Source organism: Enterobacter vonholyi (assembly GCF_040834095.1).
In the GTDB taxonomy this organism is placed as follows: domain Bacteria; phylum Pseudomonadota; class Gammaproteobacteria; order Enterobacterales; family Enterobacteriaceae; genus Enterobacter; species Enterobacter vonholyi.
The window spans coordinates 1900051-1917005 of the sequence record NZ_CP162152.1 but is presented as its reverse complement, the minus strand read 5'-3'; the positions used below and the strand labels follow the sequence as shown (position 1 = coordinate 1917005).

Here is a 16955-nt window from a genome sequence, read left to right as displayed (position 1 = left end):
GCCAGAATTACGGAACCGGCGTTAATTTTGAAAGATTAATGGAAGGTTAAGGTTTCGCGGTGTATGTTGGCTTTTTTCACGAAAACAGACGCTGTATGAATAAGATTGTTTATGTTGAAGACGAACCCGAAGTCGGGCAGCTGATCGCCGCCTATCTGGGTAAACATGATATGGACGTCATTGTTGAACCTCGCGGCGATCGTGCCGAAGAGGTGGTCGTCCGTGAAAACCCGGATCTGGTGCTGCTGGATATCATGTTGCCAGGCAAAGACGGCATGACGCTCTGCCGTGACCTGCGCGCCCGGTGGGAGGGCCCTATTGTCCTGCTCACCTCACTGGACAGCGATATGAACCACATTTTGTCGCTGGAGATGGGCGCAAATGACTACATTCTGAAAACCACACCGCCTGCCGTCCTGCTTGCCCGCCTGCGCCTGCATTTGCGCCAGCACGCCAGCATCGAACGCGAAGCGCCCGCGCCTTCTCTGACGCCGCACAAAGCGATGCGCTTCGGTACGCTGTCTATCGACCCTATTAACCGCCAGGTGCTGCTCTCCGGCGAGCTTATCGCCCTCTCCACCGCAGACTTTGACCTGCTGTGGGAGCTGGCAACGCATGCCGGACAGATTATGGACCGTGACGCGCTGCTGAAAAACCTGCGTGGCGTGAGCTATGACGGAATGGACCGCAGCGTTGACGTGGCGATTTCGCGCCTGCGCAAAAAACTGCAGGATAACGCCACCGAGCCCTACCGCATTAAAACCGTGCGTAATAAGGGTTATCTGTTTGCCCCACATGCATGGGAAACCTGAGAAGATAACCTGACATAAATGAAGGCATTGCGCGACGATGCCTTCTCTTTCGCACGTTTATTTTTACGTTTGCGCAACAATTTACTTGCTAAGCACGCGAACTATTTCATAATTACCTTCTCGACTCTCCTTTCTTCAGCTCGCCCCGCTCTTGCGATCGTTTTACTCATTTTCGCCGTGAAGCTTTCACGACATCACTCCAACAAATCTTGAAGTGAGGATTTAAGCCCATGACATATGTATAGCTACGGTCAGGTAGAAGCGATAAAAACGAATCTTGAGTGGATTGTTAATCAGGCAACCCTTAACCACGTCACCCCCTCACGAACCGATCAAAAAGCGCTCTTTGACCTGCTGGAACTCATCCAGTCTTACGAAATACTGCTGGACCTCATCAGCGAATACGGGACGGATGTGATTGATACGCATATTGCTGAAGGACTGGCGATGACCGAAAAACTCATCGCCAAGGTAAAAAACAGCGCGAAAGCCATATAACACGCTCGACAGACGTGAAAAACTCGAAGGGTTTTCATGTATATTCTGCACATAGCGTTTTTGCGGTGAGATCCAATGAAAAAGCTGTTTGTGCAGTTTTATCTTTTACTGTTTGTCTGCTTCCTGGTGATGACCATGCTGGTCGGGCTGGTTTATAAATTTACCGCCGAACGTGCTGGCAGGCAGTCGCTGGACGATCTGATGAAAAGCTCGCTCTATCTGATGCGCAGCGAGCTAAGAGAGATCCCGCCACACGACTGGGCGAAAACCCTGAAAGAGCTGGATCTGAATCTGTCATTCGATTTACGCATCGAGCCGTTGAAAGATTTCGATCTGGACCCACCCGCCATGCAGCGTCTGCGCGACGGGGACATCGTCGCGCTGGATGAGAAATACACCTTTATCCAGCGTATTCCTCGCAGCCATTACGTGCTTGCCGTCGGGCCGGTGCCCTATCTCTATTATCTGCACCAGATGCGTCTGCTGGACATGGCGCTGATGGCCTTTATCGCCATTTCGCTCGCGTTTCCGGTCTTTATCTGGATGCGCCCCCACTGGCAGGACATGCTGAAACTGGAATCCGCCGCGCAGCGTTTTGGCGAAGGGCATTTCACCGAACGCATTCACTTCGACAGCGGTTCCAGCTTTGAACGCCTTGGCGTGGCCTTTAACCAGATGGCCGATAACATTAATGCCCTGATAGCCAGTAAGAAGCAGCTGATCGACGGGATTGCACATGAGCTGCGCACGCCGCTGGTTCGCCTGCGCTATCGTCTGGAGATGAGCGAGAATCTGACGGAAGCGGAATCTCAGGCCCTGAACCGCGATATTGGCCAGCTTGAAGCGCTGATTGAAGAGCTGCTGACCTATGCGCGCCTCGATCGCCCGCAAAACGAACTGAACCTCAGCACGCCGGATCTGCCCGCGTGGCTGCAAACCCATATTGACGATGTTCAGAGCGTAAACCCGCAGCGCACGCTGTTGACGCGCGTCACGCCGGGTGATTACGGCGCGCTTGATATGCGCCTGATGGAGCGCGTGCTGGACAACCTGATGAACAACGCCATGCGCTACAGCGAAAGTACGCTGCAGATTGGGCTGGATTTGCAGGGAAACCAGGCCAGCCTGACGGTAGAGGATGACGGACCGGGGATTGCCCCGGAGGCACGCGAAACCGTGTTTGAACCGTTTGTCCGCCTCGATCCCAGCCGCGATCGCGCCACCGGAGGATGCGGCCTGGGGCTGGCCATTGTCTACTCTATCGCCCAGGCCATGGGCGGTACGGTGCATTGCGAGGAGAGCGAGCTCGGCGGCGCGCGCTTCTGCTTTAGCTGGCCGGTGTACCATAACATCGCCCTTCCCGTACCTGCCTGACTTCAAGCGCACGCTGGCCTGACCCGGCGTGCTGTGCTATATGATAAGTATGTTGTAACTAATGAGAGTATTTATGGCGACCTACGATCTCATCGAACGGCTGAACAGCACGTTCCGGGAAATAGAACACGAGCTGCTAACCCTGACAGAACGTTTGCAGACCTGCCGCCTGCTGGCCGCGCGCGTCTTTACCCTGCCCGAGGTGGTCAAAGGGGCCGAGCACGATCCGCTGGACACCATCGACGTGAAGCAGCACATCGGCAAGGCCGCACTGGAGCTGGCGATGAAGCACTATCGCCATCTTTTTATCCAGCAGCAGTCTGAACAGCGCAGCAGCAAGGCGGCGGTGCGGCTGCCCGGCGTGATCTGCCTGCAAACCGATGCCGCAGCGCGCGACGCGCTGGAAAGCCAGATTACCCATATCAACACCCTGAAAGCGGCATTTGAGAAAATCGTTACCGAAGAGTCGGGCCTGGCCCCCGCCGCCCGGTTTGAGTGGGTGCACCGTCAGCTTCCGGGGTTAATTACCCTGAATGCCTATCGCACGCTGACGGTACTACGTCATCCCGCCACGCTGCGCTTCGGCTGGGCGAATAAGCACATCATTAAAAACTTCACCCGGGATGAAATTCTGGCGCAGCTGGAAAAAAGCCTGAAGACGCCGCGCACCGTCGCGCCGTGGTCGCGTGAGCAGTGGATTGAGCGCCTCGAACAGGAGTACCACAGCATCGCCTCGCTGCCGGCGGACACGCGCCTCAAAATTAAGCGCCCGGTGAAGGTTCAGCCTATCGCCCGCGTCTGGTATTCCGGCCAGCAAAAACAGGTGCAGTATGCCTGCCCAACGCCGCTGATTGCGCTCTATGATGACGATCGGGGGGCTATCGTGCCGGATATTGGTGAATTGCTGAATTACGATGCTGAAAATGTCCAGCACCGTTACCGACCTCAGGCGCAGCCGCTTCAGCTGATTATTCCGCGGCTGCACCTGTACGTAGCGAGTTGATTATTTCAGGCTGCCAACCATCGCCTCGGGACGTACCCAGGCATCGAACTCCGCCTCCGTCAGATAGCCCAGCGCCAGGGCGGAGTCTTTCAGCGTCAGCCCCTCCTTATGCGCTTTTTTGGCGATCTCGGCGGCTTTGTCGTAGCCAATATGGGTATTGAGCGCGGTCACCAGCATCAGCGATTCGTTCAACAGCTGGCTGATGCGCTCGCGGTTTGGCTCGATCCCCACCGCGCAGTGTTCGTTAAAGCTCTCCATGCCGTCCGCCAGCAGACGAATCGATTGCAGAACGTTGTGGATCACCATCGGGCGATAGACGTTCAGCTCGAAGTTGCCGGACGCACCGCCCAGGTTGACGGCCACGTCGTTGCCCAATACCTGGCAGCAGAGCATGGTCATGGCTTCGCACTGGGTCGGGTTGACTTTACCCGGCATGATGGAGCTGCCCGGCTCGTTTTCCGGAATGCTGATTTCACCGATGCCGCAGCGCGGGCCCGAGGCCAGCCAGCGCACGTCGTTGGCGATTTTCATCAGCGAGGCCGCCAGCCCTTTCAGCGCGCCGTGGGTGTGGACCAGCGCATCGCAGGTCGCCAGCGCCTCGAACTTGTTGGGCGCCGTGACGAACGGCTGCCCGGTGATGTTTGCCAGCTCCTCCGCCACGCGCACCGCATACTCCGGATGGGTGTTCAACCCGGTCCCAACCGCCGTCCCGCCGAGCGCCAGCTCCGCCAGATGCGGCAGGCTGTTCTCAATATGCTTCAGGTTGTGTTCCAGCATCGCCACCCAGCCGGAAATCTCCTGGCCGAGCGTCAGCGGCGTGGCGTCCTGCAGGTGCGTACGGCCAATTTTGACGATGTCGCGGAAGGCCTGCGCCTTCTCGTTGAGCGTAGACTTCAGGACGTTGAGCTGCGGGATAAGCTGCTCGCGGATAGCAATCACCGCCGCCACGTGCATGGCCGTCGGGAAGACGTCGTTAGAACTCTGGCTTTTGTTGACGTCATCGTTCGGGTGAACCTTGCGCTCCATGCCGCGCACGCCGCCCAGCAGTTCGCTTGCCCGGTTCGCCAGCACTTCGTTCATGTTCATATTGCTCTGGGTGCCGGAACCGGTCTGCCAGATAGCGAGGGGAAATTCATCGGGATGCTTGCCCGCCAGCACTTCGTCGGCGGCGTTGATGATGGCGGTCGCTTTGTCTGCCGTCAGCAGGCCTAAATCCTGGTTCACTTTCGCGGCTGCACGTTTGGTGAGCGCCAGCGCCTGAATCAGCGAGACGGGCATTTTTTCAGTCGAGATACGGAAATGCTCCAGCGAACGCTGGGTTTGCGCGCCCCATAGCTTGTCGGCCGGGACGTCGATGGCGCCCATCGAGTCTTTCTCATGGCGTACCGTGGTCATTACTTTCTCCTTGATAACAAAAGAGGGATTGCTCACATGCTTAAGGGATAAGTATTGATGACTTCTGAGAAACGTTATGGCGCTTTGTGCGCTCTTTTTGATGTCGGGTGTCGGCTACGCCTTACCCGACCTACGAGAATCCAGGCCGGGTAAGCGTCAGCGCCACCCGGCAATTTACAGATTTACTTCACACACGCCGAACACTGGGACGACTGGATCTGCTTGAAGAAATCGTTGCCTTTGTCATCCACGAGGATGAACGCCGGGAAATCTTCCACCTCAATTTTCCAGATCGCTTCCATACCCAGTTCCGGGTATTCCACGCACTCCAGGCTCTTGATGCTGCCCTGCGCCAGAACCGCAGCCGGGCCGCCGATGCTGCCGAGGTAGAAGCCGCCGTGCTTGTGGCAGGCGTCCGTCACCTGCTGGCTGCGGTTGCCTTTCGCGAGCATGATCATGCTGCCGCCGTTGGCCTGCAGCTGGTCAACGTACGAGTCCATACGGCCCGCCGTGGTTGGGCCTAACGAGCCAGAGGCGTAGCCTTCAGGCGTTTTCGCCGGGCCGGCGTAGTAGATCGGGTGATCTTTAATGTACTGCGGCAGCCCTTCGCCGTTGTCCAGACGCTCTTTCAGCTTCGCGTGCGCGATGTCGCGGCCCACGATAATCGTGCCGTTCAGGGAGAGACGGGTCGAGACCGGATACTGCGAAAGCTGCGCCAGAATCTCTTTCATCGGACGGTTCAGGTCAACGCGGACCGCTTCCCCCTCGCCCGCTTTGCGCAGCTCTTCCGGGATATATTTGCCCGGGTTGTTTTCCAGTTTTTCGATCCACACGCCTTCGCGGTTGATCTTCGCCTTGATGTTGCGATCCGCAGAGCAGGAGACGCCCATCCCGACCGGACAGGAAGCACCGTGACGCGGCAGACGGATCACGCGCACGTCGTGGGCAAAGTATTTGCCGCCAAACTGCGCGCCAAGACCCAGGTTACGCGCTTCTTCCAGAAGCTCCTGCTCAAGCTGAACGTCGCGGAACGCCTGGCCGTGCTCGTTACCTTCGGTTGGCAGGCCGTCGTAGTATTTGGTTGAGGCTAGCTTCACAGTCTTCAGCGTGCTTTCAGCCGACGTGCCGCCAATCACAAACGCGATATGGTACGGCGGGCACGCCGCGGTGCCGAGGGTGCGCATCTTCTCAACCAGGTAGTTCTTCAGCTTACCCGGGGTGAGCAGCGCTTTGGTTTCCTGATAGAGATAGGTTTTGTTGGCCGAACCGCCGCCTTTGGCGATACAGAGGAATTTGTACTCGTCCCCGTCGACGCTGTAGAGGTCTATCTGTGCAGGCAGGTTGGTGCCGGTGTTGACCTCTTTATACATGTCCAGCGCCGCGTTTTGCGAATAGCGCAGGTTGTCTTCGGTGTAGGTGTTATAAACGCCGTGTGCCAGCGCCGCTTCGTCACCGCCGCCGGTCCAGACGCGCTGCCCTTTTTTACCGACGATGATCGCCGTGCCGGTATCCTGACAGGTTGGCAGAATGCCTTTCGCCGCGATATCGGAGTTACGCAGGAACTGCAGGGCAACGTACTTATCGTTTTCGCTGGCTTCCGGGTCGCTCAGAATATCGGCCACCTGCTGCTGATGCGCAGGACGGAGCATAAACGAGGCGTCGTGGAAAGCGTGCTGCGCCAGCAGCGTCAGCGCCTGCGGATCCACCTTGAGGATCTCTTGTCCTTCAAATTCAGAGACGGAGACGTGATCGCGGGTTAACAGGTAATACTCGGTCTGATCCTTACTGAGGGGGAAAGGATCCTGATAATGGAAGGGTTTATTCGACATTGGTCTCTCACTTACTGCTTCGGTCTGTTTATTCAGGGCAGATGTTCCGCTGCCCGGCTTAAAAGCGAGTCAGCTTATCCTACACAATTTTTTAACAAAAACTGAGACTAGTACGACTTTTTACATCCACAGGTTACTTCCATGAGGTTTATTGCTTTAATACCCGGAGTTAATTCCACAATTGAATCAGGGCTTGATAATGCAAAAACTCATTAACTCAGTGCAAAACTACGCCTGGGGAAGTAAAACTGCGTTAACGGATCTCTACGGTATCGCGAACCCGAACAACCTGCCGATGGCGGAACTGTGGATGGGTGCGCACCCGAAGAGCAGCTCAAAAATTGAAGACGCCAGCGGCCAGGTACGCAGCCTGCGCGACGTGATTAATGCCGATAAAGCCGCGCTGCTGGGTGACAAAGTCGCTCAGCGCTTTGGCGAACTGCCGTTCCTGTTTAAAGTTTTGTGCGCTGACCAGCCGCTCTCCATCCAGGTTCACCCGAACAAGAAAGCCTCAGAAATCGGGTTTGCGAAAGAGAACGCGGCGGGTATTCCGTTAGATGCTGCCGAGCGTAATTACAAAGATCCTAACCACAAGCCTGAGCTGGTGTTCGCGCTGACGCCGTTCCTGGCGATGAACGCGTTCCGCGAGTTTTCAGAAATTATCTCCCTGCTGCAGCCGGTCGCGGGTGCCCATAAAGCCATCGCGCATTTCCTTGAAAACCCGAACGCCGATGCGCTGAGCCAGCTGTTTGCCAGCCTGCTGAATATGCAGGATGAAGAGAAAACCCACGCCCTGGCGGTGCTGAAAGCCGCCCTGGACAGCCAGCAAGGTGAACCGTGGGAGACCATCCGTCTGATTTCCGAATTCTATCCGGACGACAGCGGCCTGTTCTCCCCTCTGCTGCTGAACGTGGTGAAGCTCAATCCGGGTGAAGCGATGTTCCTCTTCGCGGAAACCCCGCACGCCTACCTTCAGGGCGTGGCGCTGGAGGTGATGGCCAACTCCGATAACGTGTTGCGCGCGGGCCTGACGCCAAAATACATCGACATCCCTGAACTGGTAGCCAACGTGAAGTTCGTGGCGAAACCTGCCGCGGAGCTGCTGACTCAGCCGGTGAAAAACGGCGCAGAGCTGGACTTCCCGATTCCGGTTGAAGATTTTGCCTTTTCCCTGCACGACCTGAGCCAGGCCGAAACCACCATCGCGCAGGAGAGCGCGGCGATCCTGTTCTGCGCCGAGGGCGAAGCGACACTGCGCAAAGGCGAACAGCGTCTGGTGCTTAAGCCCGGTGAGTCAGCCTTCGTTGCAGCCAATGAGTCTCCGGTTAGCGTAAGCGGCACCGGTCGTCTGGCGCGCGTTTTCAATAAGCTTTAACCACTTACTGAATTTTTTAACAACTCTTGCTAAGCTAGTTGCAGGCTTAATATCTCCAGGCGGTTTTTACCGCCTGGTTTCATTTTAGGGATAGTCGCAATGAAAAAATCGGTCGTAGCGGTTGGAGTGATTGTAGCGTTAGGCGTGGTCTGGACGGGTGCCTCCTGGTTTACCGGGAAACAGTTGGAAGGCCGTCTGGCTGAGATGGTGGCGCAGGCTAACGGAGAGATTAAGCGCAGCGCGCCGGAAGCCGGTCTGGAACTGAGCTACCAGAATTATCATCGCGGCGTGTTTACCAGCCGCATGCAGCTGGTAGTGAAGCCGGTTGCCGGTGCTGCAAACGGCTGGCTGAAACCGGGCCAGAGCGTGGTGCTGGACGAGGTGGTGAGCCACGGTCCCCTGCCGCTGGCGCAGCTGAAGTCCTTTAACCTGATCCCGTCGATGGCGTCCGTCCATACCGTGCTGGTGAATAATGACGTCACCAAACCGCTTTTTGACCTGGCGAAGAATGAATCGCCTTTCGACATTAATACCCGCATTAGCTATTCCGGTGACACGAGTTCCGATATTGCTCTGAAAGCGCTGAACTACGAGAAAGAGAATGAGAAAGTCGCCTTCAGCGGCGGTCACTTCAAACTCGATGCTGACCGCGATGGAAACGTGTTCTCCCTGACGGGTGAAGCGGAAAGCGGCCTGGTCAATGCCGTGAACGAATATAACCAAAAAGTTCAGCTCACCTTCAATAACCTGAAAGCCGACGGCAACAGCCGCATGACCGATTTCCAGGAGCGTATCGGCGATCAGAAACTGTCTCTCGACAAAGTCGCCATTGCTGTTGAAGGAAAAGAGATGGCCGTGCTGGAAGGCATGGACGTCAACGGAAAATCCGACGTTTCTAAAGACGGTAAGAGCATCAATACCCAGCTGGATTACACGCTGAAGAGCCTGAAAGTGCAGAATCAGGATCTGGGCACCGGCAAACTCTCGCTCAAGATCGGCAATATCGACGGTCAGGCGTGGCACGAGTTTAGCCAGAAATACAGCAAAGAGAGCCAGGCGCTGCTGACCGATGCCGCACTGCAGCAAAACCCGGAAGTCTACCAGCAGCAGGCGATGGCGGTGCTGTTCAACAACCTGCCGATCCTGCTGAAAGGTGAGCCGGTGGTCACCGTTGCGCCGCTGAGCTGGAAAAACAGCAAAGGCGAAACCAGCTTCAACCTGTCGCTGTTCCTGAAAGATCCGGCCACCGCAACGGGTGAACCGCAGACGCTGGCGCAGGAAGTGGATCGCAGCGTGAAGTCGCTCGACAGCAAGCTGACCATTCCGATGGATATGGCAACCGAGTTCATGACCCAGATTGCGAAGCTGGAAGGCTACGGCGATGAAGACGCCGGCAAGCTGGCGAACCAGCAGGTGAAAGGTCTGGCGGCAATGGGCCAGATGTTCCGCATCACGAAGGTGGACAACAACGCGATTTCCACCAGCCTGCAGTACGCCAACGGACAGGTCACGCTCAACGGCGACAAAATGCCGCTGGAAGACTTCGTCGGCATGTTTGGTATGCCTGCTCTGGGGATGCCGGAACCGGCTGAACCGGCAGCGCCAGCCGAACCGGCGGCACCGCAGCAGTAAACAGCAAAACCCCTCGCATGAGGGGTTTTTTATTGCCGGGTGGCGCTGACGCTTACCCGGCCTACGATCCCGAGCCGTTGTAGGCCCGTGCAAGCGCAGCGCCGCCGGGCGTGACCTCAGCGCGGCAGGTAAGGTTCTCTGACAAAGTCAGCCAGGAGATAAACCAGGTCATGTAATAAGCCAGTAAGTTCTTGCGAGACAGCACTTGCCAGAGTCTGGCTCAACAATGCCTGATTAAGTGCCTGAGCATATCCCACTAGCATCGCAGTATCTTGCCAGCAATCCGGAACACAGGATTGCGCAGGTAACGCGGTACTCAGTCGCTCTACCAGATGAGGCGGTAAATCTTCATCGCATCGGTTTTTTAGCTCATCGAGAGTAAAAGCCAGACGGCCACACAGCGCTAAGCGCTCTGCTTTGTTTTGGGTTTCCAGCAGCACGTTAACAAAAGCGCAGCAGCAATCCGTCAGTTCGAAGAGATCCAGCGTTGAGAATATTGGCAGCTCAAGTAGTTGGCATGCAATACTGTCGGTAGAATGGGGGTGAGCAAGGGTTGGTATCGTAGCCATATGGCAGCCTCCGTGTGATGTTTTAAGGCCACCGTCTAAGTTTCCACGCTCAGAGGGTGGCGGCGCTGACAGGGGTGGAAACTGAATCACACGGTCTTCAGCCAGTCTTTCGACTGCCCTATCAGCGCCACCGTTGATTTTACAAGGTTATGCGCTGCCCCGACACTAAAACTGTGTCGTCGTGTGATAGATCAGGTTTCCACACCTGACTGCGGAATTTGCCGCAGTGGGGGAACTGTAAGCTCGTTATAGGTGGAAATAAATAATGAATTCGGGTTTACATGGTGTTTCTAACAGGTTTGCGAGGATGCTTCCAGATATGGAATACTTCGTTTTTCATACTTGAAAAATGATGAGCATTTTTAATTTCCAGCATTACATTTCAGTCATAAGTAAAAAGGAATAAATCGATGGATGATTTTCTGAATGAGTTTACGTCTGATGAAGAACGCGCCAGACACCTGGAAAATTTGCTAATTGATGTTGCTCGCGGTGGGCCTCGGGATAATAGTGAATGTTTCATCTCTCTCAGGTCTCACTTCGTTCAAAATTCCGCACTAAAATCCCTTCTCCCAGCTTTTGTTAGAGAATGCAGAACTCTTAAACAGTTTTGGGGATTCATACAGCCAGCATACTCATCCTATAGAGAACGCGAAAATTTCATTTCAACTGAATTCACCCCTCTTTTTGATTTTTTCGAAGGGGTCAATACAACACCAATAGATATTCATATCACTGATGGTTTGAGGAGTTACGACGAACGGGGGGTAAATGAGGCTTGGACGAAGGCTTTAGAACGCAGGAACTCAGACCCAGAAGGAGCTATCACTTCCGCCAGAACCTTAGTTGAAACTGTATGTAAACATATACTCGATGACTTAAAAATTCCTTATGACCGTAATTTTGACATGAGTGAATTGTATAAACTAACTTCCAAAGAGCTAAATTTAGCCCCTGACCAGCATGGAGAGCAGATCTTTAAGCAAATACTGAAAGGATGCTCATCAGTTGTTAATGGTCTCGGCACGCTGAGAAATAAATATGGTGATGCGCATGGGATAGGTAAAAAACCACCTAAACCAGCAGATAGGCACGCTCTTTTAGCTGTTAACCTGGCCGGAAGCATGGCTGTTTTTTTGATTCAGACGTGGCAAAAAGTATCGAACGACCAGTACCAAGGTTGATGGTTAATGGAATATAAAACATGCATTTATATATTCCTGTATTGAAATGCCCGGGAAGTTTAGTGTCGGTGATATTTTAGCCGGGTGGCGGCTACGCCTTACCCGGCCTACGATTCCGGGCCCTTGAAGGCCCGTGCAAACGCAGCGCCGCCGGGCGACATTATTTCACCGGCACCAGGCGCGCCGCCACAATCTGGTGCCCGGCCTGCACATCCGTATTTTCGATACGCTGCATGATTCTGTCCGCCAGGGTGTAACCCATCTCCCGCGCGGGGGTAGTGGCCCAGACGATCGGCAGATCGTCCAGCGCGTTTTCACCGACGTCGGCGAACGCCCCCAGCGCCACCTGGTGGCCGAAGAAGGTTTCCACCCCGCCCTCGCCGCTCTGACGCCCGGCGCGGATCAGGCCAAACCAGGCCCCCATAGCGATCACATCGTTATAGCAAATCACGGCGCTGATCGTCGGGCTGCTTCGCAGCAGCGCGCCTATCGCTTCCGCCGCCATCTTCTGGCTGGACTCACACTCCACGACCCACTCGCTGTGGAACGGCAGGCCGTATTTAATCAGCGTCGCACAGTAGCCGCCGACCCGCTCGGCGCGGGTCAGGGACGAGCTTTTCCCGCCCAGCCAGGCAATGCGCTGATGACCGCGACGAATAAGATGCTCGGTCAGCATTTGCGCGGCCTGCATGTTATCCGGACGCAGCGTATCGGTTTCGTCGAGGTAGCTGGCGCGCGAGGCAAACACCAGCGGCACGCCCTTTTCGGCGGCACGCTCGCACAGCTCGCTGCCCACGCCCGACGCCCCTGCGACGATCACCCCGTCCACCCCCTGGTTCAGCAGCATATCGAGCCGGGAAAGCAGCTGATCGGCTTCGCGGCCGCCGTGAAGCAGAAAGACCATCCGCCCCTGCGCTTCAAGCGCTTCGGTTAACCCGGCCGTCAACTCCGCATAGAAAGGTGACGTCAGGTCACGAACGATCAGGCCAATCACCCCGCTTTGCCCCCCGCGCAGCGCCGACGCCTGGCGGTTACGCACAAAGCCCAACTGTTCAACCGCCTCGTTCACCCGCTGACCGGTCGCGGGAGAGATGCGCCCTTTTCCGCTCAGTACCAGAGAAACGGTGCTGACGGAAACCCCCGCCGCCAGCGCGACATCGTTGATGGTGACTTTTTTCGCTACGGCCATGTGTTGGCGTGACTCCCTGAAAATGAGATCGGTAAAACGTTTTATCAATACGTTATCTTTATACTACCAGTCAAAGCCTGAGAATGTGATTTAGCGCGCACTAAACTTTGATAAAACGTTTTATCTTCTCGCAGCATTGAGGCAGACAAACTGATTTTAACAATAAAGGAGTCGTTTTATGACGGCGAAAGCAGCACAAAAAATATCGCTGTGGGAATTTTTCCAGCAACTGGGTAAAACCTTCATGCTGCCCGTGGCACTTCTCTCGTTCTGCGGGATCATGCTGGGGATCGGCAGTTCACTCAGCAGTAAAGACGTCATTACGCTGATCCCGTTCCTCGGCACCCCCTTGCTGCAGGCGATCTTTATCTGGATGAGTAAAGTCGGCTCTTTTGCGTTTAGCTTCCTGCCCGTCATGTTCTGTATCGCTATCCCGCTGGGCCTGGCCCGCGAGAACAAAGGCGTCGCGGCGTTTGCCGGTTTTGTGGGTTACGCGGTGATGAACCTGGCGGTTAACTTCTGGCTGACCGCGAAAGGCATTCTGCCGACAACCGACGCTGCCGTGCTGAAAGCTAACAACATTCAAAGCGTGATCGGTATCCAGTCTATTGATACCGGGATCCTCGGTGCAGTGATCGCGGGCGTGATTATCTGGATGCTGCACGAGCGCTTCCACAATATTCGTCTGCCGGATGCCCTGGCCTTCTTCGGCGGTACCCGCTTTGTGCCGATTGTGACCCTGGTGGTCATGGGTCTGTTTGGTTTGATCATTCCGCTGATCTGGCCGGTCTTTGCGATGGGCATTAACGGTATTGGCCGCATCATCAACGGCGCGGGAGATTTTGGTCCGATGATCTTCGGCACCGGCGAGCGTCTGCTCCTGCCGTTTGGCCTGCAGCATATCCTGGTGGCTCTGATTCGCTTCACCGAAGCGGGCGGCACCATGGAGGTGTGCGGTCACGATGTGAGCGGCGCGCTGACTATCTTCCAGGCGCAGCTGAGCTGCCCGACCACCCACGGCTTCTCCGAGAGCGCAACCCGCTTCCTGTCTCAGGGTAAAATGCCGGCCTTCCTCGGCGGCCTGCCGGGTGCCGCGCTGGCGATGTACCACTGCGCGCGCCCGGAAAACCGTCATAAAATTAAAGGTCTGCTGATTTCCGGCGTGATCGCCTGCGTCGTGGGCGGTACCACCGAGCCTATCGAGTTCCTGTTCCTGTTCGTCGCGCCAGTGCTGTATCTGATTCACGCTGTGCTGACCGGTCTGGGCTTTACCGTGATGGCGGTGCTGGGCGTTACCATCGGCAACACCGACGGCAACGTGATCGACTTCGTGGTGTTCGGGATCCTGCACGGCCTCTCCACCAAGTGGTATCTGGTGCCGGTCGTGGCGGCGATCTGGTTCGTGGTGTACTACGGCATCTTCCGCTTCGCCATCACCCGCTTTAACCTGAAAACGCCTGGCCGCGATACCGATACGGCCACCAGCGTTGAGCAGGCGGTAGCCGGTACCGTGGGCAAATCCGGCTATAACACCCCAGCAATTCTGGCAGCGCTGGGCGGTGCAGATAACATTACCTCGCTGGATAACTGCATTACCCGCCTGCGTTTGTCGGTGGCGGATATGTCAAAAGTCGACACCAACGCCCTGAAAGCCAACCGGGCCATCGGCGTGGTACAGTTAAATCAGCACAATTTACAGGTGGTTATCGGCCCGCAGGTACAGTCAGTGAAAGATGAGCTGGCTACCCTGATGCGAACAGTAGAAGCCTGATGCCTCAGCCCCCTCTCCATGAGGGGGTTTTACGTTAAGGATTAAAGCATGTTTGATTTCTCAACCGTCGTGGATCGACACGGCACCTGGTGTACGCAGTGGGACTACGTCGCCGACCGTTTTGGCGCGGACGATCTGCTGCCCTTCACCATCTCGGATATGGATTTCGCCACCGCCCCCTGCATAATCGACGCGCTGCATCAGCGCATTCATCACGGCGTGTTTGGCTATAGCCGCTGGAAAAACGACGAGTTTCTCGCAGCCGTCGCGCACTGGTTCCAGCAGCGCTTTAACAACCAGATTGATACGGAAACCGTGGTTTATGGCCCCTCCGTCATCTACATGGTCTCTGAACTGATACGCCTCTGGTCAAACCCCGGCGACGGCGTGGTGGTACACACCCCGGCATACGATGCGTTTTATAAGGCCATAGAGGGTAACGCGCGTCGTGTTGTGGCGGTTGAGATGGAAAAGCAGGCGGCAGGCTGGCAGGGCAATATGGCGGCCCTCGAAGCGGCGCTGGCGAAACCGGAAAACAAAATTTTGCTGCTGTGCAGCCCGCAGAATCCGACCGGTAAGGTCTGGACGCGGGATGAGCTGACGCACATGGCGGAACTGTGCGCACGCTATGACGTGGCGGTGATCAGCGATGAAATTCATATGGATATGGTGTGGGGAGAGCATCGTCACACGCCGTGGATCGCGGTGGCGCGCTGGAAATGGGCGCTTCTCACTTCCGGCTCGAAAAGCTTTAATATTCCAGCTCTTACGGGCGCTTACGGCTTGATTGGCGATGAAGAGAGCCGTAACGGTTATCTCAGCGCGCTAAAAGGACGGGACGGACTCTCTTCCCCTTCCGTGCTGGCGCTTACGGCCCATATCGCGGCCTATCAGCAGGGGGAGCCGTGGCTGGATGCCCTGCGGGGTTATCTCGAAGGGAATTTGTCGTATATCGCGCAGGAAGTAAACCACGCTTTTCCGAAACTAAACTGGCAGCCGCCGGAAGCGACCTATCTGGCCTGGATCGATCTGCGCCCGCTGAACATTGACGATCGGGCGCTGCAAAAAGTGCTGATCGAGCAGCAAAAGGTCGCCATCATGCCGGGATATACCTATGGAATAGAGGGAAATGGCTTCGTACGCCTGAATGCAGGCTGCCCGCGAAGCAAGCTTGAGCAAGGGGTTCAACGCCTGATTGCCGGGATTAATACGCTCCTGTAATCAATTTGCGCAACGGAATATTCCCTTGCGCAAATAGCTTTTTACCCCGTTTTGTTTTTATAATATGGCGCACTTTAACCAGAAAAGAGTGCGACCATGATTGATACACGCCTGCCTTTAACTGATATTCATCGTCACCTTGACGGTAACATTCGTGCCCAAACCATCCTCGATCTTGGCCGCCAGTTCAATTTAACGCTTCCTGCTCAGACCCTTGAGTCCCTGATCCCTCACGTACAGGTGACCTCTAATGAACCGGACCTGGTCAGCTTCCTGAGCAAACTCGACTGGGGTGTGAAGATGCTGGCGTCGCTGGAGGCCTGCCGCCGCGTGGCGTTTGAGAACATCGAAGATGCCGCCCGCAACGGCCTGCACTACGTCGAGCTGCGCTTCTCGCCGGGCTATATGGCAATGACCCACAGCCTGCCCGTTGCAGGCGTCGTGGAAGCCGTCATTGAAGGCGTGCGCGAAGGATGTAAAACCTTCGACGTTCAGGCTCGCCTGATCGGCATCATGAGCCGTACGTTCGGTGAAGCCGCCTGCCTGCAGGAGCTGGAGGCGCTGCTGGCCCATCGCGATGCCATCACCGCCGTCGATCTCGCCGGTGACGAGCTGGGCTTCCCGGGCAGCCTGTTCCTCTCCCACTTCAACCGCGCGCGCGATGCCGGCTGGCACATTACCGTACATGCGGGTGAAGCGGCTGGCCCGGAAAGCATCTGGCAGGCCATCCGCGAGCTGGGCGCCGAGCGTATCGGTCACGGCGTGAAGGCGGTCGAAGATCGCGCGCTGATGGATTTCCTGGCGGAGCAGCGTATCGGGATTGAGTCGTGCCTGACGTCTAACATTCAGACCAGCACCGTGGCAACGCTGGCGCAGCACCCGCTGAAAACGTTCCTTGAGCACGGCGTACTGGCCTCTCTGAACACTGACGATCCGGCGGTACAGGGCGTGGATATCATCCATGAGTACAACATCGCCGCACCTCAGGCGGGTCTGAGCCGCGAGCAGATCCGTCAGGCGCAGATCAACGGGCTGGAGAGTGCCTTCCTGACGCCTGCAGAGAAGCAGGCGCTGAAAGATAAAGTGGCTCGCGGTTAACTCCG

General features: G+C 56.1%; 14 protein-coding genes. 10 read left to right on the top strand and 4 right to left on the bottom strand.

Annotated elements, in window-relative coordinates; all coding sequences use genetic code 11:
- Positions 1–95: 95 nt before the first annotated feature.
- The 4 genes from rstA (at position 96) to tus (ending at position 3687) form a co-directional block, all read left to right on the top strand.
- Entirely contained in the window at positions 96–812 is a 717-nt protein-coding gene (gene rstA, locus AB3N39_RS09145; RefSeq protein WP_021241154.1) for a two-component system response regulator RstA, read from the top strand.
- A gap of 237 nt (positions 813–1049) precedes the next feature.
- Positions 1050–1310 carry a hypothetical protein gene (locus AB3N39_RS09140; protein ID WP_111965686.1) on the top strand — a complete coding sequence of 87 codons (261 nt, stop codon included), beginning with the start codon at positions 1050–1052 and terminating at the stop codon, positions 1308–1310.
- 75 nt (positions 1311–1385) lie between these two features.
- On the top strand, positions 1386–2684 hold the full coding sequence (gene rstB / locus AB3N39_RS09135; RefSeq protein ID WP_045910344.1) for a two-component system sensor histidine kinase RstB: 1299 nt from the start codon (positions 1386–1388) through the stop codon (positions 2682–2684).
- Positions 2685–2757: 73 nt separating this feature from the next.
- A complete protein-coding gene (gene tus, locus AB3N39_RS09130) occupies positions 2758–3687 on the top strand; it encodes a DNA replication terminus site-binding protein (protein WP_133294263.1) in 930 nt (309 codons plus the stop codon).
- Here tus and fumC read toward each other — a convergent pair whose 3' ends face one another.
- Both fumC and fumA read right to left on the bottom strand, forming a co-directional pair.
- Positions 3688–5082, bottom strand: coding sequence for a class II fumarate hydratase (gene fumC / locus AB3N39_RS09125; RefSeq protein ID WP_115874882.1), 1395 nt, complete (start codon positions 5080–5082; stop codon positions 3688–3690).
- 182 nt (positions 5083–5264) lie between these two features.
- Positions 5265–6911 carry a class I fumarate hydratase FumA gene (gene fumA, locus AB3N39_RS09120; protein ID WP_024909338.1) on the bottom strand — a complete coding sequence of 549 codons (1647 nt, stop codon included), beginning with the start codon at positions 6909–6911 and terminating at the stop codon, positions 5265–5267.
- A gap of 199 nt (positions 6912–7110) precedes the next feature.
- On the opposite strand from fumA, the gene manA reads away from it, so the two are divergent.
- Together manA and AB3N39_RS09110 are read left to right on the top strand one after the other, a co-directional pair.
- Positions 7111–8286, top strand: a complete 1176-nt coding sequence (gene manA / locus AB3N39_RS09115) for a mannose-6-phosphate isomerase (protein WP_133294260.1) — start codon at positions 7111–7113, stop codon at positions 8284–8286.
- A gap of 99 nt (positions 8287–8385) precedes the next feature.
- Positions 8386–9918 carry a YdgA family protein gene (locus AB3N39_RS09110; protein WP_274242947.1) on the top strand — a complete coding sequence of 511 codons (1533 nt, stop codon included), beginning with the start codon at positions 8386–8388 and terminating at the stop codon, positions 9916–9918.
- Between the two features lie 116 nt (positions 9919–10034).
- Here AB3N39_RS09110 and AB3N39_RS09105 read toward each other — a convergent pair whose 3' ends face one another.
- Entirely contained in the window at positions 10035–10487 is a 453-nt protein-coding gene (locus AB3N39_RS09105; protein WP_115874879.1) for a hypothetical protein, read from the bottom strand.
- A 410-nt stretch (positions 10488–10897) separates the two neighbouring features.
- On the opposite strand from AB3N39_RS09105, the gene AB3N39_RS09100 reads away from it, so the two are divergent.
- Complete coding sequence (locus tag AB3N39_RS09100; RefSeq protein WP_115874878.1) at positions 10898–11671, top strand: abortive infection family protein; 774 nt, start codon at positions 10898–10900, stop codon at positions 11669–11671.
- 160 nt (positions 11672–11831) lie between these two features.
- On the opposite strand, the gene AB3N39_RS09095 is transcribed toward AB3N39_RS09100, so the two are convergent.
- Positions 11832–12860 (bottom strand): Mal regulon transcriptional regulator MalI, encoded by a 1029-nt coding sequence (locus AB3N39_RS09095; protein WP_136194743.1) that lies wholly within the window; start codon positions 12858–12860, stop codon positions 11832–11834.
- A 178-nt stretch (positions 12861–13038) separates the two neighbouring features.
- On the opposite strand from AB3N39_RS09095, the gene malX reads away from it, so the two are divergent.
- The 3 genes from malX to add all read left to right on the top strand — a co-directional run bounded on the left by malX (position 13039) and on the right by add (position 16950).
- Positions 13039–14631, top strand: a complete 1593-nt coding sequence (malX, locus tag AB3N39_RS09090; protein ID WP_367897228.1) for a maltose/glucose-specific PTS transporter subunit IIBC — start codon at positions 13039–13041, stop codon at positions 14629–14631.
- Positions 14632–14679: 48 nt separating this feature from the next.
- Positions 14680–15852, top strand: a complete 1173-nt coding sequence (locus AB3N39_RS09085) for a MalY/PatB family protein (protein ID WP_133294254.1) — start codon at positions 14680–14682, stop codon at positions 15850–15852.
- Between the two features lie 96 nt (positions 15853–15948).
- Complete coding sequence (gene add, locus AB3N39_RS09080; RefSeq protein WP_127730541.1) at positions 15949–16950, top strand: adenosine deaminase; 1002 nt, start codon at positions 15949–15951, stop codon at positions 16948–16950.
- The last annotated feature ends 5 nt before the right edge of the window (positions 16951–16955 follow it).

Coding starts and splice junctions, on each gene's coding strand:
- malX (WP_367897228.1), top strand. CDS start 13,039: ATGACGGCGAAAGCAGCACAAAAAATATCGCTGTGGGAATTTTTCCAG.
- AB3N39_RS09095 (WP_136194743.1), bottom strand. CDS start 12,860: ATGGCCGTAGCGAAAAAAGTCACCATCAACGATGTCGCGCTGGCGGCG.
- AB3N39_RS09140 (WP_111965686.1), top strand. CDS start 1,050: ATGTATAGCTACGGTCAGGTAGAAGCGATAAAAACGAATCTTGAGTGG.
- fumA (WP_024909338.1), bottom strand. CDS start 6,911: ATGTCGAATAAACCCTTCCATTATCAGGATCCTTTCCCCCTCAGTAAG.
- rstA (WP_021241154.1), top strand. CDS start 96: ATGAATAAGATTGTTTATGTTGAAGACGAACCCGAAGTCGGGCAGCTG.
- AB3N39_RS09105 (WP_115874879.1), bottom strand. CDS start 10,487: ATGGCTACGATACCAACCCTTGCTCACCCCCATTCTACCGACAGTATT.
- manA (WP_133294260.1), top strand. CDS start 7,111: ATGCAAAAACTCATTAACTCAGTGCAAAACTACGCCTGGGGAAGTAAA.
- tus (WP_133294263.1), top strand. CDS start 2,758: ATGGCGACCTACGATCTCATCGAACGGCTGAACAGCACGTTCCGGGAA.
- fumC (WP_115874882.1), bottom strand. CDS start 5,082: ATGACCACGGTACGCCATGAGAAAGACTCGATGGGCGCCATCGACGTC.
- add (WP_127730541.1), top strand. CDS start 15,949: ATGATTGATACACGCCTGCCTTTAACTGATATTCATCGTCACCTTGAC.
- AB3N39_RS09110 (WP_274242947.1), top strand. CDS start 8,386: ATGAAAAAATCGGTCGTAGCGGTTGGAGTGATTGTAGCGTTAGGCGTG.
- AB3N39_RS09085 (WP_133294254.1), top strand. CDS start 14,680: ATGTTTGATTTCTCAACCGTCGTGGATCGACACGGCACCTGGTGTACG.
- rstB (WP_045910344.1), top strand. CDS start 1,386: ATGAAAAAGCTGTTTGTGCAGTTTTATCTTTTACTGTTTGTCTGCTTC.
- AB3N39_RS09100 (WP_115874878.1), top strand. CDS start 10,898: ATGGATGATTTTCTGAATGAGTTTACGTCTGATGAAGAACGCGCCAGA.